The organism is Planktothricoides raciborskii GIHE-MW2, from assembly GCF_040564635.1.
GTDB classification, from domain to species: Bacteria; Cyanobacteriota; Cyanobacteriia; order Cyanobacteriales; family Laspinemataceae; genus Planktothricoides; species Planktothricoides raciborskii.
The window spans coordinates 1,855,355-1,871,512 of the sequence record NZ_CP159837.1; the positions used below are offsets into that span (position 1 = coordinate 1,855,355).

Annotated in this window: 12 protein-coding genes and 2 pseudogenes; 8 read left to right on the forward strand and 6 right to left on the reverse strand. The window is 45.3% G+C overall.

Annotated elements, in window-relative coordinates:
• The first annotated feature begins 15 nt into the window (after positions 1 to 15).
• From ABWT76_RS07855 to ABWT76_RS07865, 3 genes are all read left to right on the forward strand, one after another.
• Positions 16 to 516, forward strand: coding sequence for a Ycf51 family protein (locus ABWT76_RS07855; RefSeq protein WP_242050025.1), 501 nt, complete (start codon positions 16 to 18; stop codon positions 514 to 516).
• A gap of 968 nt (positions 517 to 1,484) precedes the next feature.
• Positions 1,485 to 1,718 (forward strand): hypothetical protein, encoded by a 234-nt coding sequence (locus ABWT76_RS07860; RefSeq protein ID WP_054465964.1) that lies wholly within the window; start codon positions 1,485 to 1,487, stop codon positions 1,716 to 1,718.
• 91 nt (positions 1,719 to 1,809) lie between these two features.
• Positions 1,810 to 2,442, forward strand: coding sequence for a hypothetical protein (locus ABWT76_RS07865; RefSeq protein WP_231636736.1), 633 nt, complete (start codon positions 1,810 to 1,812; stop codon positions 2,440 to 2,442).
• 262 nt (positions 2,443 to 2,704) lie between these two features.
• Here the strand turns inward: ABWT76_RS07865 and ABWT76_RS07870 are convergent, their stop codons facing one another.
• Both ABWT76_RS07870 and ABWT76_RS07875 read right to left on the reverse strand, forming a co-directional pair.
• The gene (locus tag ABWT76_RS07870) at positions 2,705 to 5,473 is read right to left on the reverse strand and encodes a bifunctional acetate--CoA ligase family protein/GNAT family N-acetyltransferase (protein ID WP_054465963.1); all 2,769 of its coding nucleotides are present in this window, start codon (positions 5,471 to 5,473) and stop codon (positions 2,705 to 2,707) included.
• Between the two features lie 691 nt (positions 5,474 to 6,164).
• The gene (locus ABWT76_RS07875; protein ID WP_054465961.1) at positions 6,165 to 7,568 is read right to left on the reverse strand and encodes an N-acetylmuramoyl-L-alanine amidase; all 1,404 of its coding nucleotides are present in this window, start codon (positions 7,566 to 7,568) and stop codon (positions 6,165 to 6,167) included.
• A gap of 362 nt (positions 7,569 to 7,930) precedes the next feature.
• Here ABWT76_RS07875 and atpD point away from each other — a divergent pair, with 362 nt between their 5' ends.
• The 3 genes from atpD (at position 7,931) to ABWT76_RS07890 (ending at position 11,894) form a co-directional block, all read left to right on the forward strand.
• Entirely contained in the window at positions 7,931 to 9,388 is a 1,458-nt protein-coding gene (gene atpD / locus ABWT76_RS07880; RefSeq protein ID WP_054465960.1) for a F0F1 ATP synthase subunit beta, read from the forward strand.
• 180 nt (positions 9,389 to 9,568) lie between these two features.
• A complete protein-coding gene (gene atpC / locus ABWT76_RS07885) occupies positions 9,569 to 9,982 on the forward strand; it encodes an ATP synthase F1 subunit epsilon (RefSeq protein WP_354635903.1) in 414 nt (137 codons plus the stop codon).
• A 334-nt stretch (positions 9,983 to 10,316) separates the two neighbouring features.
• Positions 10,317 to 11,894: a DEAD/DEAH box helicase family protein gene (locus tag ABWT76_RS07890; RefSeq protein WP_054466036.1), complete on the forward strand. Its 1,578-nt coding sequence runs from the start codon at positions 10,317 to 10,319 to the stop codon at positions 11,892 to 11,894.
• Between the two features lie 219 nt (positions 11,895 to 12,113).
• Here the strand turns inward: ABWT76_RS07890 and ABWT76_RS07895 are convergent, their stop codons facing one another.
• Together ABWT76_RS07895 and ABWT76_RS07900 are read right to left on the reverse strand one after the other, a co-directional pair.
• The gene (locus tag ABWT76_RS07895) at positions 12,114 to 12,473 is read right to left on the reverse strand and encodes a XisI protein (protein WP_054465958.1); all 360 of its coding nucleotides are present in this window, start codon (positions 12,471 to 12,473) and stop codon (positions 12,114 to 12,116) included.
• Positions 12,458 to 12,867 (reverse strand): annotated as a pseudogene (locus ABWT76_RS07900) (element excision factor XisH family protein). Before ABWT76_RS07900 ends, ABWT76_RS07895 begins: the two are co-directional and overlap by 16 nt.
• Before the next feature lie 126 nt (positions 12,868 to 12,993).
• Here ABWT76_RS07900 and ABWT76_RS07905 point away from each other — a divergent pair.
• Positions 12,994 to 14,217, forward strand: a complete 1,224-nt coding sequence (locus ABWT76_RS07905; RefSeq protein WP_054465957.1) for a DUF790 family protein — start codon at positions 12,994 to 12,996, stop codon at positions 14,215 to 14,217.
• A gap of 137 nt (positions 14,218 to 14,354) precedes the next feature.
• Here ABWT76_RS07905 and ABWT76_RS07910 read toward each other — a convergent pair whose 3' ends face one another.
• On the reverse strand, positions 14,355 to 14,483 hold the full coding sequence (locus ABWT76_RS07910; protein WP_255353181.1) for a BrnA antitoxin family protein: 129 nt from the start codon (positions 14,481 to 14,483) through the stop codon (positions 14,355 to 14,357).
• Between the two features lie 129 nt (positions 14,484 to 14,612).
• Positions 14,613 to 14,813, reverse strand: a pseudogene (locus ABWT76_RS07915) (BrnT family toxin); the annotation flags it as partial.
• Positions 14,814 to 15,256: 443 nt separating this feature from the next.
• Here ABWT76_RS07915 and ABWT76_RS07920 point away from each other — a divergent pair.
• Complete coding sequence (locus ABWT76_RS07920) at positions 15,257 to 16,147, forward strand: EI24 domain-containing protein (protein WP_082348823.1); 891 nt, start codon at positions 15,257 to 15,259, stop codon at positions 16,145 to 16,147.
• Positions 16,148 to 16,158 lie beyond the last annotated feature (11 nt).

Here is a 16,158-nt window from a genome sequence, read left to right on the forward strand (position 1 = left end):
AATGATCTGATTCTGATGGCTTCAAAGTGGGTGGGAATTGGCACCCTCGTTTTTGCGGTTTTGACCGGATTGAGCTTTATCCTCAGATGGGGATTTAGATTTCGCTTGGTGGGGATCACCAGTTTTATGGCTGTCCTGACGGGTGGATTATTTGCCTTGGGGGTGAGCTTATATGTTCGCACGCCAATTCCTGGGGCGGTAAAGTTTTCTCTAGTTTACGATGATGCCGCCACTCAAGCGGTGATTGCTGTACCGGCGACGATTACTGAGTCAGAACTTGAGGCCACCCTGCGTCAAGCTGCGGCGGATCTTTATTCCCCCGGTCGTTTTAGTCGCAACGGGGAAGATAAACTGACTATTCGGGCGCGAACCGTATTGCATCCTGAACCGGGTATTTCTGAGTTGCTTTATTTGGGTGAGGTGAAGCGATCGCTTGGCACTCGCGATGACGATCAAATGGAGATTCAAATCTATCCGCAGAAAATGGCTTTACTCTCCAAAGCCCAAAAATCTTAAAGCCATCAGGGAGCAATTTTGGCTAGTCTGCCAAGAAAAAAATCCGCAAAAAACCCATTTGCTTACATTACAGCTTATGTTAAACCCCTGGCTTTTCTCAAAGCCAGGGGTGTAGTTTTTGTCAGGGGATCCGTCATGGCCATCAGCCAATGAAGAAAAGGAGATGGTTTGGCAAATGCAGCCCCATAGATAGTTAAAGATAGCAGCGGCAGTATTTTGCGGATTTTTAGTTTTAGCAAATTGACTGGGCTGGATTTTTCCAGTTTTAATAAAATTTAAATAAAATTTATTTTATATTCGTAAATTAAATTTGCTTAACTTTGCCAAAACCTATCTAAAATTAAAAGTTTTTTTCTCCTACAGGTGTTAATTCCGGAAAAATTTTTCAGTTTTGCATAACCAATGACTGTAGATATAATAAGAGTAAAGGTGTGTAGTGTTTAGACCGCAGAATTCTATCCGCATAGATAGATGCGGGCAAAGCCTACACAGGCTTGGTTCTGGCCAAGTGTGTGTTGTGTGATTTCTCTAATTCAAACAAAAAGTTGAGAGACCCTCACTGCCAGGTAAGAGCTTCTCAACCACAGCAACGATGGCTTTTTGGCGATCGCTGCTAATAATGTAGATAGATGCACCTGATGTTTGATAAATCCCTGATGAGTTGACTCCCTGATGTTGTGTACCCTGATGGTTTTATTCCCTGATGATAATGCACCCTGATGGTTTAGTCCCTGATGGTTCAAGTCCCTGATGGCTCAGGATCCTCTCCCCAAACAAGAAGGATTGGTGCAAGATTGTGGAAACAGAGATCCGTCATTGAAGACAGTTCAGTTTCAACAGGCTTGGCCTGTATGTGTCCATTATTAACGGCTGAGTGGTCAAACCACAAGAGGTCTATTGCAAAGGCCCACTTTTGAAGATTGCAATTGCTTCAAAAGTGACATTTTTAGGAAAGCAGGGTACATCTCATGAAAAAGAATATTCTCGTAGTTGCGGCGCTTATCTCCGCCAGCTTTGCCATATTTAACCTTGGCAGTGCCAGTGCGAATCCGCTCAAAGCATCGGCTTCAGGTTTTGCCTGGGAAAAATCCTCTGAAATGCTCCAAAATAGTCGTTCTCAAGGAACGAAAGAGAGCGATAAGCAAGGATACACTGGAACTGATGAGGATGGCGATACAGAGGAGATTCAAACGAAATCATAGGTTAATCACCGTGAGAGTAATTCGCCAGCCAGCGCGGAAATAATCTGAAAATATATTTTTCAGGTGGGTAGAACTTCCCCAGCAATTGCTGATGCCAAGCCTTCCATTGCTGCTCTGTTCTACCCCTCTGGCTATCTGTAATCACAAACCCGTGGCATCATCGACCATGACTATTACAAGACAACGAGCAACCATCAAAACCCAAGGCAGACGTCAAGCAACTGCCAAAGAAAGAGAACTGATCCATTTACTAGCAAATTTGGGTTGTTCTCTGTCGAGATATGGCTTTCAACACGCCACCAAGAAAGGGGAAATTCCGCCCGAAGAGCGGTTGCGTTTGGCCGAATGGCACTATCTTCGAGTGCAACAAATTCGCCGAATTGAGCGCAGTTTAGAGCCTGTGGCCACCCTAAAGCGAGTTTACTTTAAAAGTGACTTGAGTCCCCGCCGTCTGAAATCCTTAAAGCTGGTCTGGGTAGAAGACGACCGAGAAAAAGTGAAACGGATTAATCCAGAATTGGATGACATCCTCACTTTAGCCTTGGATCGAGGAGACACGCTCAAACAGGTGTTTTATATTCTCGAAGTGGGCGATCGCTTATTTTCTCGGACACCCCAACGAGGCAAAGTGCCGCTTTGGGTTAAAGAATGGGAAGATTCTGATTACGATATCAATTTTTTCCCCCCTTCTTTCCCCGACTGGGCGCAGATTGTGGACGATTAAATCAAGTAACTCGCTGGGGATTTTTCATCAAGATGGTCGCATCTACATCCAGAAAAACCAGGGCATCCAGAAAAACCAGGGCTGCTCAATGGACGGTTCCCCGACCTAGGGGTTCGCCTTGGGTCGGGCAATCGGACAAAATCATTTTTATCTTGTATCTTTATCTTGATCAATGCGATCGCTATTCCTCGGAATCCAAAAATGATTCGACCGGGCGATCGCATTGATTTATGCATCTAGGACTGACGCTGAAACCGGGTGTCTAGGATGTAAGGGATAACTCAGCACTGAGCATTGGTTCTCCGGGAACGCGCTGAATCAAAAATCCTAATTTTTTGCCAATATGCTGCATCACGAAATTATGTCGGAGAATTTCCGCCCGGATCACGGATAAATTTTCTGCCCGACCAATAGAAATCAGTTGGCGCAAGAACTCAGTCCCCAACCCTTGTCCTTGGAACGGATCGCTGACCAACACAGCAAACTCCGCCTCTTCTTTGTTGCTGTGCAATTTGGATAATCGACTAATTCCCAAAATTTCAGGTTCCTGGGTTTCCGGATGCCGCCGCACCCCAATCAAGGCAATTTCGCGATCGTAGTCAATACAACAAATCCGGGACAAGCGTTGGTGGGCGAACAAACGACTGGTTTTAAGAATTTGCGCGTAGCGCAAATACAAACTGCGTTCTGAGAGAGTTTCATGGAACTTCTGCACCATCGGCTCATCTTCGGGTCGGATTGGCCGAATCTTCACTTCTTGCCCGTTCTTGAGCGTAATCTTGGTGATATATTGATTCGGATAAGGACGAATCGCGGGTTTGGGGATTTGGTCTTCGGTGATATCCAGGTCGTGAAGCAGTACGCGGGCATCCAAGGCCACTAGACCAGCCTCAGAAACCAACAAAGGATTAATATCAATCTCTTTAATCAAAGGATGCTCAACGATCAGTTGAGAAAATTGCACCATCAGCCCTTCGAGGGCTTTTAGATCCACGGGTTTCCGTCCGCGCACTCCTTGAAGAGCCTTATAGATTTTGGTTTGTTCCATCATCCGCCGCGCCAAGGTACTGTTGAGTGGTGGCAACCCTAAAGCCCGATCTTTAAACACTTCCACCAGTTGTCCCCCAGAGCCAAACAGCATCACTGGGCCAAATTGAGGATCGAGACTACTGCCTAAAATCAGTTCATAGCTATCTTTGAGTTTGATCATCCGTTGCACGGTGACACCTTGGAAATGCTCGGCACCGACTTTTTCCGTCACAGAGGTTTCAATTGCCCGATAGGCGTGTTGGACTTCTTCGGCATCCACCAGATCCAACCGGACTCCACCGACATCAGTTTTATGGGTGATGGTTTCCGAGAAAATTTTCAACACCACCGGATAACCCATTTGCTCGGCCATTTCTACGGCTTCCGCTTCACTGGTGGCCAAGCGGGTTTCCACAATGGGAATATCGTAAGTGGCGAGTAGCTGCTTGGATTCAAATTCTGTCAGGAGAAACCGACCGGCGGCTTGTGCTTTTTGAATAATGGCGGCAGCGCGATCGCAACTGGGATATTCTTCCGCATTCTGGGCTAAAGAAGGGGTATCATAAATTCCCTTCAAGTTGTAGCTATATTGCCACATATAATTAAAAATCCGCACCGCCGTATCTGGGTAAGGAAAAGTGGGAATATTGGCCTGGTTGAGAATTTTGGTTCCTGCCGACACCTCGGCACCCCCCATCCAACTGGCCAGCACTGGTTTACGTTTTGCTGACCCGGTTAGCTTTTGAACGCATTGTTTTAAGGTTTCAGCGGTCTGAGTCGGATCGGTCATGGCTTGGGGGGTTAAAATTACCAGCAAGCCATCACTATTGGGATCCTGTGCGGCAATTTCTAGGGTTTTGGCATAGCGGTCTGGATCCGCATCTCCCAAAATGTCAATGGGATTATTGTGACTCCAATGAGTCGGCAGAATTTTATTCAGAGAGGCGATCGTTTCTGGGGATAACTCAGCCAAAGCACCATCTTCACTGATCAGGGTATCGGTAGTCAGCACTCCCGGCCCGCCCGCATTGGTAATAATCGTCAAACGCTGGCCTGTGGGTCGATCTTGCTTGGCCAGCAACTCCGCCATAGAGAATAGATGGGCGATATGATACACCCGCAATACCCCACAACGACGAAATGCGGCATTGAGCACTTCATCACTGCCGGTCAATGCGCCGGTATGAGATGCCGCCGCTTTGGCCGCCGCTTCGGTTCGACCGGCTTTAATTACGATAATAGGTTTGCTTAAGGCGACCTCCCGCGCGGCGGACAAAAATGACCGAGCATTGCCGACGGATTCCATGTAAATGACGATGCTGCTGGTGCGGGGATCGTCCCCTAGGTAATAAATTAAATCTCCCCAGTCTAGGTCTAACATCGAACCAATGGAAATAAAGGCACTAAAGCCAAAGTTTTCTTGTAAACTCCAATCCAAAATGGAGGTACAAAGGGCGCCACTTTGAGAGATAAATCCTACATTTCCCGGACGGGCGATCGTGCTGGCAAAGGTCGCATTCAGTCCGATTAAAGGGTTCATTACCCCCAGGCAATTTGGCCCAATAATTCGCAGATTGCCCCGCCGAGCATTGGCGAGGATCTGCTGTTCCAGTTTCACTCCTTGGTCGCCAATTTCTTTGAACCCGGCAGAGATAATAATTGCCCCTTTGACTCCGGCGGCGACGCATTCATTGATGATTCCCGGTATGGTTGGAGCCGGAGTGGCAATTATTACTAAATCTACTTGTTCCGGAACCGCACTAATATTTGGATAAGCTTTGATGCCTAATACATTTTTCCGCTTGGGATTGACGGGAAAAATTGTGCCGCCAAATGGACTACTGAGTAAGTTCCACATGACGGTTCTGCCCACACTATCGGGAGTTTCTGTGGCGCCAATTACCGCTACGGTTTTTGGCGCAAAAATTGCATCGAGGGGCTGTTTTTCATAACCCAATATATTATGAGCAGGATCGGCAGTTGCCATCTTTAATATTTCCATTATTTAGCTCCAAATAACTGAATTATCTGCTGATAATTTCATCAAATATTGATCGTTTTTTGGCGATATCCGCTAGACTCTATCCACACTTTTTTCACCCCAATAAATGGGTAATAAGATGTATTTTGGGGTGGGTTCAATGCTGACCAGACTATATCAGTAACTCCATGATTATTTGACCCATCATTTGAGATGGTGGTTCCAATCATCTTTAATCTTAAAGACATTAGCTAGACATAAAAAGCTGATCGACGATCAGCGCGATCGCCGATGATGTTGAAGATGATGTTGAAGTTTTCCCTCCCCCCAATCCACCTTAATCAGGGGGCAGGGGTGTGATGTCATTATTTGTGAATAATGCTTATCGGTTTGGCTAAGGGGTTGCCGTGAAGAACCTAACAGAATTTTTCTCTCAGGTTCGGATGAGCAAATTTTGGATCGATCGCCCTTGGTTTAGCCCGTATTATTGAAGACTTTGGTTTACACAAAATAAGCGAATTCACCGTTGGCGATCGAGACTACCGATATTTTTACCGATATTGTGATCCGAGGAAGAGGTACTGCTATTCTAGCGTATCGATATGTAAAATTACTCAGAAAGAGATACATTTTCGCCGAAGGGGGAGATCCGGGGCAGTGATCGCCCGTTCGCGCAGGATCCCCCCTTCGGCGAATCGCGAGAATCGCCTATTTAAATTAACCCCGCAGACTCATAGAGTCTTCGCATCAACGCCATAATCTTTTTCCCATATTGCAAATCCACAGACCAGCGACCACTGAGTTGATCCACTAAAGGGGCAACTCCTCGCGTGACAAACCGAAATCGCGGATCTACGACGTCTTGAACCAAAGGTTCAGTGCTGGCATAAGCTTTTAACCGTTGAATATGGGCTCTCACACCAATTCGTGCACTGGGGAAAGAGGCAGATGCAGTGGCTCCACCGATCGCACCTAAACTGGCAAAATTATTTTGATTCGGAGTAATGTCCCCACCAAAGCGGAGAAAATCCGTTTCTAAACACATTTGACAGAAAGCGATGTCATAATTTACCCCCTCAATACTGCCTTCTTCTCGATAAATTTTTGAGAGGTCGGGAAACTGATTAATTGCCGCTTCATTGTTACTTTTTAAGAACATCATTAGCTGAACTTCTGAGGTGTTGCCATGCCCCATGATGCGATCAAAGGCTCCTGGACATATCTGCACAATAGATCGCAGCAAGACAGTTCTTGTGTCAGCATTCCAGCCAACAGATATGGAAAAATCACGAAGTTCAACTGCCCTAATATAAACAATATTTTTGTAAGTGATCCGACGAATCTCAGTGACCTGAGAAATATTCACTCCCAAGCTATCCGCTAAATCAATGGGAATAAACGCATTGCCATTCACAACAATGCCGCCTTCCCCATAGATTTGACCATTAATATTGATATTAATTCGGCTATAAGTAGGTGTGGGTGTGGGCGTCGGTGTGGGCGTCGGTGTGGGCGTCGGTGTGGGCGTCGGTGTGGGCGTCGGTGTGGGGGCTGGAGTAGCCCCACTCCAAGCGATCAGTCCCTCGGCAAGTCCGATCGCAAAGTCTCGACGGCGGTTTTGCAGTAAAAAGCGATCGTCTGGGTTGGTAATATAGCCCAGTTCGATCAACAGCGATGAGACACTCACCCATCGACAAAAGGCCAAACTACCCAAACCAGACATGGTGTCTGCAAAAACCCCTTGACTGGGCAGTTGTGGCACCCGTCGCAATAAGGCCAGCAGGAGATTTTGGGCGTCTTGTCTTCTTTGGGTGTTGTTGGCAATATGATAAACTCTGGCCCCACGGGTGGCGGGAGTGGACGCCGACCCTAAGTGAATTTCTAAGGCTACATCCCCAGTTCTAGCCCTGGAGTTGATCCAATAAATGGATTGTTCCATACTCAGGTCATCGGGAACCGATAAAACTTCTATCCGGCGCGATCGCAGTTCGGCCACAACCATATCTCGCAGCAAGATCATTTCCTGGGCTTCCGTGGTGCCACCAGCGATCGCACCGGGATCGATCGTCCCATTTTCATAACCCCCATGACCCGCTGAAATAAAAATTCGTCCCATTGAGATTTCTCCCAGCCTTAAAAATGGATACTTGTAGATTGATTAAATTTAAAATCCCTTGGCGATCCTACCACTTGCGCCCCTTTCTTCCCCAGGGGGCTAGGAGATAGATTCACTGGGGAGGGGTAAAACTTATGATCTTAAGCTGATGTTCTGTGAGCCCCCAGGCTCTCAAACAAATAACAAATCACCAATTATTAATAATATCTTTAGGATCGCCGGAATTCTGTAGTCAAAGAAAATCAAATTCCAAGATAACTAAATTCGGAGCCCCTTCAGTGATACCCTTAAAGATGGCATTTTAAGGGTGACAGACCCAGCTTGACCGAATCACTTTATAGGTAAATTCTCTAAAAACGCGCATGGTCACCACATTAGAAAAAACAAACGTAGGATTCATTACCCAGATTATTGGTCCCGTTGTAGACATCAGATTTCCCAGTGGCAAACTGCCGAAGATTTACAACGCAGTGAACATTAAGGGTAAAAACGGATCAGGCCAAGAAGTTTCCGTGGTTTGCGAAGTACAGCAGCTCCTCGGCGACAACCAAGTTCGCGCCGTGTCTATGACCTCCACCGATGGCTTGGTGCGCGGCATGGAAGTTGAAGACACAGGCAAATCCATTGCCGTTCCTGTAGGCAAGGCAACTCTAGGCCGGATTTTTAACGTCACTGGCGAACCCGTGGATAACCTCGGTCCTGTTGGTAACGAAGAAACCTCCCCCATTCACCGCTCTGCGCCAACTCTGGTCGAGTTGGAAACCAAGCCCTCCATCCAGGAAACTGGGATTAAAGTGGTGGATCTGCTGGCTCCCTATCGTCGGGGTGGCAAAGTGGGTCTGTTTGGTGGTGCCGGGGTCGGCAAAACCGTGATCATCATGGAACTGATCAATAACATCGCCAAAGCTCACGGTGGTGTGTCGGTATTTGCTGGAGTGGGTGAACGCACTCGCGAAGGTAATGACCTCTACAGCGAAATGAAAGAGTCTGGGGTGATTAATGAAAAGAACCTCAGCGAATCTAAAGTGGCCTTGGTTTACGGTCAGATGAATGAGCCACCGGGAGCCCGGATGCGCGTTGGTCTGTCTGCTTTGACGATGGCCGAGTATTTCCGCGACGTGAACAAGCAAGACGTGCTGCTGTTTGTGGACAACATTTTCCGGTTTGTCCAAGCCGGTTCTGAAGTGTCCGCACTCTTAGGTCGGATGCCTTCTGCGGTGGGATATCAGCCAACTCTGGCTACGGAAATGGGTGAACTGCAAGAACGGATTACCTCCACCACCGAGGGTTCCATTACTTCGATTCAAGCAGTATATGTGCCAGCGGACGACTTGACCGACCCCGCACCAGCCACTACCTTTGCTCACTTGGACGCTACCACGGTGTTGTCTCGCGGTTTGGCTTCTAAGGGAATTTACCCAGCAGTGGATCCCCTGGATTCGACCTCAACCATGCTCCAGCCAAATATCGTTGGTGAGGATCACTATAATACTGCCCGGGCTGTGCAAGCCACTTTGCAGCGCTATAAAGAACTGCAAGATATTATCGCCATTTTGGGTCTGGATGAATTGTCCGAAGATGACCGCTTGACCGTGGCACGGGCTCGGAAGATCGAACGTTTCTTGTCCCAACCGTTCTTTGTGGCAGAAGTGTTTACTGGTTCTCCTGGTAAGTATGTGAAGTTGGAAGACACTATCAAAGGATTCAAGATGATCCTGTCTGGGGAACTGGACGATCTGCCGGAACAAGCATTTTATCTGGTGGGCGATATTAATGAGGCGATCGCCAAAGCCGAAAAAATGAAAGCCGAAGGCAAGTAATTTTATTTGCTGTTGACCGTTGAAGCTCAATGGTTATTTGTTGGCAAGTTGGCAAGTTGGCAAGTTGGCAAGTTGGCAAGTTGTTTGCTATCTCAAACCAATGACGAATAACGAATAACAGTCAACGGTCAACCGTCAACGGTCAACCGTCAATCATTGACAATCAATCCTCGATAAATTATGACCCTAAATGTTCGCGTAATTTCTCCAGATAAGACCATCTGGGATGCTTCGGCTCAAGAAGTCATTCTGCCCAGTACCACTGGTCAGCTTGGCATTTTGAGCGGTCACGCTCCTTTGCTAACGGCGTTGGATGTGGGTGTGATGCGGGTACGGCCAGAGAAAGAGTGGGTGGCGATCGCCCTACTCGGTGGCTTTGCCGAAGTGGAAAATAATCAAGTCACGATCTTAGTCAATGGTGCCGAACTCGGTGAGTCCATTGACAAAGAAGCTGCCCGGAAAGCATATGCTGAAGCGGAAAAAAATCTGAATGCTGCGGTCACCGGCAGCCGTCAGCAACAAATTCAGGCCAAGCAAGCGCTGAAAAGAGCCCTGGCGCGTCTGCAAGCCGCAGGCGGTATGGTTTCCGCTTAATTTAAGCTTAATTTAAGCTGAAATTCCACTTAATTTAAACTTAAGCAAAGTAATCAAAACCCGGTTTCTACCCAGAAACCGGGTTTCTAAATCTACAGCGTTTTTCTGATCGACCAGGCAAATTGGCTAAGAAAGCGATCCCTTTATGCCTGTTCTCCCTTACAATAACCAGGGGTTAACTACAGAAGCAGGAAACTTACCCAATCTTACCCAAGATTACTCAAATCGTCATAAATTTCCGGAGCAAAGACCTGCGATTGTTAGATTCAGATTGTCAATCTGGTCATTAGTGGTGGTAAGATGGGAGCGGCGTCTGGCGCATCGGAGTCTGAACATGGCACGCATACCGACCATCACTTACGATCGCGGCACCTTATTACTGCATCCACCACCGAAGGGTAAAGCCTGGGTAGAATTTGTCACCTGGGACGACCGGGTGGAAAAATTTCGCATCCCCGCCATTCAATACCGTCCCTTATTAGAAGCCCTTCAAGGGGAAGACATTCAATTTAATGACGAAGCCAAAGGGTTTGAAGCCCTGGAGTTAGTCCCCAGTTTGGAAATGCCCCCTTATCGGCATCAAGAGGAGGCGTTGTGGGCTTGGAAAAAAGCTAAACGTCAAGGGGTGGTGGTGTTGCCCACCGCAGCGGGAAAAACCTATTTAGCCCAGTTAGCCATGCAATGCACCCCTCGGAGTACCTTGGTGGTGGTGCCAACTCTGGATTTAATGCACCAATGGTATGCCCACTTAGAAGCCGCATTTCCTGATGTCGAGGTGGGACTCCTCGGCGGGGGTTCGCGGGACAAAAGCCCAATTTTAATTTCTACCTATGATAGTGCGGCCATTCATGCAGAAACTTTGGGCAATCGTTACGCTTTGATTGTGTTTGATGAATGCCATCATTTACCCACAGATTTTAATCGGGTGATTGCGGAATTTGCGATCGCCCCTTATCGCTTGGGACTGTCTGCCACTCCAGAGCGATCGGATGGTAAACATTCTGACTTAAATTATCTCATTGGTCCCGAAGTTTATCGCCAAACTGCCGAAGAACTGGCGGGAGGTGCTCTCGCTGACCATGAAATTGTCAAAATTAAAGTAAAATTATCCCAACATGAGCGCGATCGCTACAACCAATTAATCAATACCCGCAATGAATTCTTAAAATCGGCGAAAATTTCTCTCGGTAGCCTAGAAGGTTGGCAGAACTTTGTCCAAGTTTCGGCGCGATCGCCTGCGGGAAGAAGAGCCATGTTAGCCCATCGAGAAGCCAGAGAAATTGCCCTAGGAACCGACGGCAAAATGAGAATTATGGCGGACTTACTTGCCCAACATCATCCCGAACGCATCCTCATTTTCACAGCGGATAACTCCACCGTTTACCGAATTTCCCAACAATTTCTCATCCCCGCAATTACCCATCAAACTCCCATCAAAGAAAGGCACCAAATCCTCACCCGATTTCGCAGTGGCGAATATAAAACCCTCGTCGCTTCTCATGTCCTCAATGAAGGAGTTGATGTCCCTGATGCCAGAGTCGCCATTCTGCTTTCTGGGACAGGTTCAGAACGAGAATATATTCAGCGACTAGGGCGAGTTTTGCGTAAAGGCAACACCCCTGATAAACTGGCAATTTTATATGAAGTCATTGCCGAAAATACCGCAGAAGAAAACACCTCTCAGCGACGACATGGAGAGAAAAATGGCGATAAAAATGGGAATAAAAAACCGCAAAAACCGGCCAAATATCAACCCAGACAATTAGAAATTGTCCCCGAGCCAAACCCTGAAACAACTAAATCACCAGAACCCCCCATTCCTTTATATGGGGTGAACAAAACCCCCAGAAAAAAAGCCGCAGAAAAATCAGCAAAATGGCCGAAAAAATCCGATGACCCTGATAAAGATTAAGGGGAAATTTATCTTGATAACAATCGGGCATTTTGCTGGCTATTTTCTGGATCTAAAAAAACCGGGTTTTTGTGATAGATTCTTAGGCAAAGCTACAGATTTATCAAAACCCGGTTTTTGATTCGGCTTTCGTGCGAACGCGCAGGAGCGTTGCGGAGCAATATCGCGTTAGCGTTGCGGAGCAATATCGCGCAACCCCTTGCGGATGCAATATCGCGGCTAATTAGCGTTGGCGATCGCGGCAACGACTCCCACTTCTTTTTCTTCGTAATCTTGATGTTGAGGATGTATAAAACTCATCAGAATATTTTCCTGAGAAATTCCCATCTCTACCAGTTTTTCTGCGATCGCATCTTCCGTATCATTACGCTGAATCAGAATGCGATCGCCCACAATATCAATATGCACAGCACATTGATGGATGCGCTTATATTTATGCCATCCCACCCACAAAACCATATAGCGCATTCGTTCATCATCAAAAATTAGCTCGATTTTAGAATTCTCATCTTGAAGAGATTCATATTGACCGAGAAAATTTTTCACGCATTCTCTGTAAAAAATTATGTGAGAATCCATTGTAATTCCTCCTCATCGAAAGAAAAAACAATTAGTTTTAACTTGAAATAATTAATCGCTACTTTTCCCACCTGCCTACTGAATATATTCTCAAAAGCGTCAATAGGAACAGCCAAGTAAAGTTCTCTATCCGGTTCTTGGATTTTTAATAATTCTCGATAGATGCCATACTGACCTACAGATGCAGTTCCGTGACCTGGGAGTCTGCAATAAAACTCTTGACTTCTACTCCAATTTTATCACGATTTTTGTCAGCCGCTATGATTCTTTCTGCCCCTAAATCAATCGAAAGCTTGGGATCGGATTGCAGAAAATAAGGCTCGTGGGAAATTCTCCAGCCTTCTTTCATTAAAGCTGATTTAACTAAATCGTGATAGGTATCTTTTCTAGACATATTGACTTATTCAATATTTTGTGACAAAATCAGTTCAGTAATGCTTTAGATCTACATATTTTATAGTTTAACTCAAATCATACATTAATAAAAACCATTTTTTATAGTTAGACCCAATCATCAACTATGTTACCCACTGATTTATTAAGCTTGAGAACTAATGGGGAAACAATTATGCCCAAAAACCTGGCAATAAACCCTAAAAATTTGAAGACAGCAGAGCAAATCATCACCTGTTTCCAAGAAGCGGTGGGCTGTTGTCAAGGGGAATTAAATCGACAACTTTTAGAATTAGAAGGGGACAATACCGACTATCGGATTAAACGAGGACTTGCTCATTTATTACGCAGTGGTTTTTGTAAGTTTGAAGTCATTAGTCCACTGGAACCGCAAGAACTCCGATACAGAGTGTTCACCCTAGCTGCCGCAACGGTTCCCAGTCGTCAAGCCACTGAATTAACCTTAGAAAAATTAGCCAGCCAACTAAGTCAAGAACAAGAAAAAGAAATTATTCCCAGCCAAATTCAAGCGGCACTTTATGCGGATTTAGAAGAAAGTAAAATTCTCACGGAATTTGAAGCACCCACTCCAGAAGCGTTGCTAAATCGCTACAATCTTTCCCAAGTACAGGGGATTTTTTACAAGGCCACTCATATTGTGATTCATGCTCATCGGAACGATCCGGGGGAATATAAACTGTTATTCCGCTATCTGAAATTATTTCAACTAATGGCTTATATTGAAGGAGACGCGGATCATGGTTTTACTATTACCATTGATGGCCCGACTAGCGTATTGAAAGTTAATACTCGCTATGGACTAGCCCTGGCGAAAATGTTACCGGCTTTATTGCACGTCACCAAATGGAGTTTATCTGCCCAATTACAAAGCCGTGATACTTATACGAATCAGTGGAAAAGTGGCCGGTTTACCCTAAATTCTGATTGTGATTTAGTCAGCCACTATCCTCCCGGTAAAACCTATGACAGTATGTTAGAGGAATCATTTGTCGATCGCTGGCATCAACAGAAAACCGAGTGGCGGTTAGAAAGAGAAGTGGATCTAATTCCCATTCCTGGGAGTGTGATGATTCCTGATTTTCGGTTGGTGCATCCAGATGGGCGATCGCTCCTCTTTGAAATCGTCGGTTATTGGCGTCCAGAATACTTACGCAAAAAATTTGCCCAAGTCAAAAAGTCAGAATGTAAAAACTTGATTCTCGCGGTTTCCGAACGCTTAAATTTAGAAAAAGCTGGGGTGAATGTTCGGGATGTTTCGGTGCCGATTATTTGGTTCAAAGATAAACTATTGCCCAAGCAGGTCTTAGCCATTATCGATGAAATTATTTAGTAGTTATTAGGGTGGGCAAAATTTGCTCACCCTATCGGATGCTGGACTATATTTCTATATTTAATTACTTTTTAATTAAAAAGTAATTAAATAGTGATATTTAATTACTTTTTAATTACTTTTTTTGTTGCTGATAATTAACATCTAAATGCAAAACCGTATTTATTAAATAAAGATTGATATTTTTTCCGTTGACTTTTAAACCAGTCTAATACCTCAGAGTCTATCCGAATAGAAATCGCTTTTTTATTTAGCGGTTTCAACATTTTTCCTTGTTCCCATAAGCGATCGTCTAATTCACGAATATCAGAAGTATCAATCGCCGAATCTCGAATATTTTGTAACTCTTTAAGTCGTTCGTCTGAGATACTGTATTGTTTTTTTTCTTTTGGGGTAGCTTTTCGATCCGAAATTAAGCGAATATAACCTTGTCTTTCTCCATGGGCAACTCTCACAATCACTACGCCTCGGATTAGACCAATACTAATTTCTCTAATCTCTCCATAGTCGAATCGGTCGTCAACAGCAGTAAAAATAATGCCTTTCAATATTTCTTGGGCGTCTTCAAAGCTGATGCCATGTTTTTGCTGATTTTGTTGATTTTTTTTCTAATCCCATTCAAATTTACTTTATGTATAAAAAAACTATATACAAATTTATAAGCTAAATTTAAAAAATCAATTTCGATTCTGTCAGAAATCTCTCGTTAGCATCCTCGGACTGATAACTTATGACAAATCTCTGCCCCGAACCTCTCTCCTCTCTTAAATGTAAAGAATTGTAACAAGTATGGGGGGTTTTACCCCTCGTATGCTAGATTAATTTCATGTAGATGCACCCTGATGGCAAACGCCCTTTTGTGGGCGTTTTTTTTTGCCCTTCGGTCAGCCAGAGGCTTTTTGCTAGAGAAGCAGGACAGGAGTACCCAGAAAAATCCGCAGCAAACCAGCGGAAAAAAAGACCTCGCAAAGATTTACACTAAAGATTTACACTGGAGAGACAAAAAATTTTTGTCCTCGCTAGATTTCATAAGCATTGGATGACAGAACCTCAAACCCCTGAACCAATTTCCCCCCAACAGCGATCGCCTCGTGGCTTTAGACCTCGTGGCTTTGGATTAATTGCCGGAGCGACTTACCCATTCCGCACTCTGATATTTTTGCGGCACAACCCGAAACTGTTGCAATATATCGTCATTCCTATCCTGGTAAATTTGATTACTGGGATTCTGCTTTATCTGGGTTTGTTGTTTCCCGGCTTAAATCAGATTGATGCCCTGGTGCGGGGTCTGTCCGGTTGGATCGAAAGCTTAATCGCTAATCTTCCCCCTTGGTTAGGGGCTTTGACGATGATTGCGGTGGCGATCGGTTGGTTACTCCGGTTAGTGCTGGTGGCAGGATTGCTGATTTTAATTGGCTTGCTGGTGTTGCAAATTGGCAGCATCCTCGGTGCCCCTTGGTACGGTCAACTGTCTGAGCAAATCGAGAAACTGCGGACAGGTCAGCTACCACCAATGGCAGAGGGAATGGGTGCTTTGCTGCGCGATATTTGGCGAGCATTGATGTTTGAAATTAAAAAATTGCTGTTCGCTGGGGGATTCGGCATCCTGTTATTTTTGCTGAATTTTTTAATCCCCATTGGCGGTACGGTGGTGGCGACGATTATTGGCGTAGGTGTGGCGGCAACTTTGGTTTGTTTGGATTTTTTTGATGGGCCTTTGGAACGTCGCCGTTTAAGTTTTCGGCAAAAATTGAAGATTGTGTTTGGTCATTTACCCGCTAGTGGTAGTTTTGCCTTGGTTTGTCTTTTTTTAATTAGTGTTCCCGTGTTAAATCTGTTGGTTATCCCTATTTGTGTAGCTTCGGGAACTCTGTTTTTCTGCGATCGCATTTGGCCTAATTTGGTGGTAAATCAGCCAGAAGCTAAATAACATCGATGGTT

What these genes read in the sequence shown, in the direction of transcription:
- ABWT76_RS07855 (WP_242050025.1), top strand. Translation starts at nt 16, where the DNA reads ATGGCTTCAAAGTGGGTGGGAATTGGCACCCTCGTTTTTGCGGTTTTG.
- ABWT76_RS07860 (WP_054465964.1), top strand. Translation starts at nt 1,485, where the DNA reads ATGAAAAAGAATATTCTCGTAGTTGCGGCGCTTATCTCCGCCAGCTTT.
- ABWT76_RS07865 (WP_231636736.1), top strand. Translation starts at nt 1,810, where the DNA reads ATGCCAAGCCTTCCATTGCTGCTCTGTTCTACCCCTCTGGCTATCTGT.
- ABWT76_RS07870 (WP_054465963.1), bottom strand. Translation starts at nt 5,473, where the DNA reads ATGGAAATATTAAAGATGGCAACTGCCGATCCTGCTCATAATATATTG.
- ABWT76_RS07875 (WP_054465961.1), bottom strand. Translation starts at nt 7,568, where the DNA reads ATGGGACGAATTTTTATTTCAGCGGGTCATGGGGGTTATGAAAATGGG.
- atpD (WP_054465960.1), top strand. Translation starts at nt 7,931, where the DNA reads ATGGTCACCACATTAGAAAAAACAAACGTAGGATTCATTACCCAGATT.
- atpC (WP_354635903.1), top strand. Translation starts at nt 9,569, where the DNA reads ATGACCCTAAATGTTCGCGTAATTTCTCCAGATAAGACCATCTGGGAT.
- ABWT76_RS07890 (WP_054466036.1), top strand. Translation starts at nt 10,317, where the DNA reads ATGGCACGCATACCGACCATCACTTACGATCGCGGCACCTTATTACTG.
- ABWT76_RS07895 (WP_054465958.1), bottom strand. Translation starts at nt 12,473, where the DNA reads ATGGATTCTCACATAATTTTTTACAGAGAATGCGTGAAAAATTTTCTC.
- ABWT76_RS07905 (WP_054465957.1), top strand. Translation starts at nt 12,994, where the DNA reads ATGTTACCCACTGATTTATTAAGCTTGAGAACTAATGGGGAAACAATT.
- ABWT76_RS07910 (WP_255353181.1), bottom strand. Translation starts at nt 14,483, where the DNA reads ATGTTGAAACCGCTAAATAAAAAAGCGATTTCTATTCGGATAGACTCT.
- ABWT76_RS07920 (WP_082348823.1), top strand. Translation starts at nt 15,257, where the DNA reads ATGACAGAACCTCAAACCCCTGAACCAATTTCCCCCCAACAGCGATCG.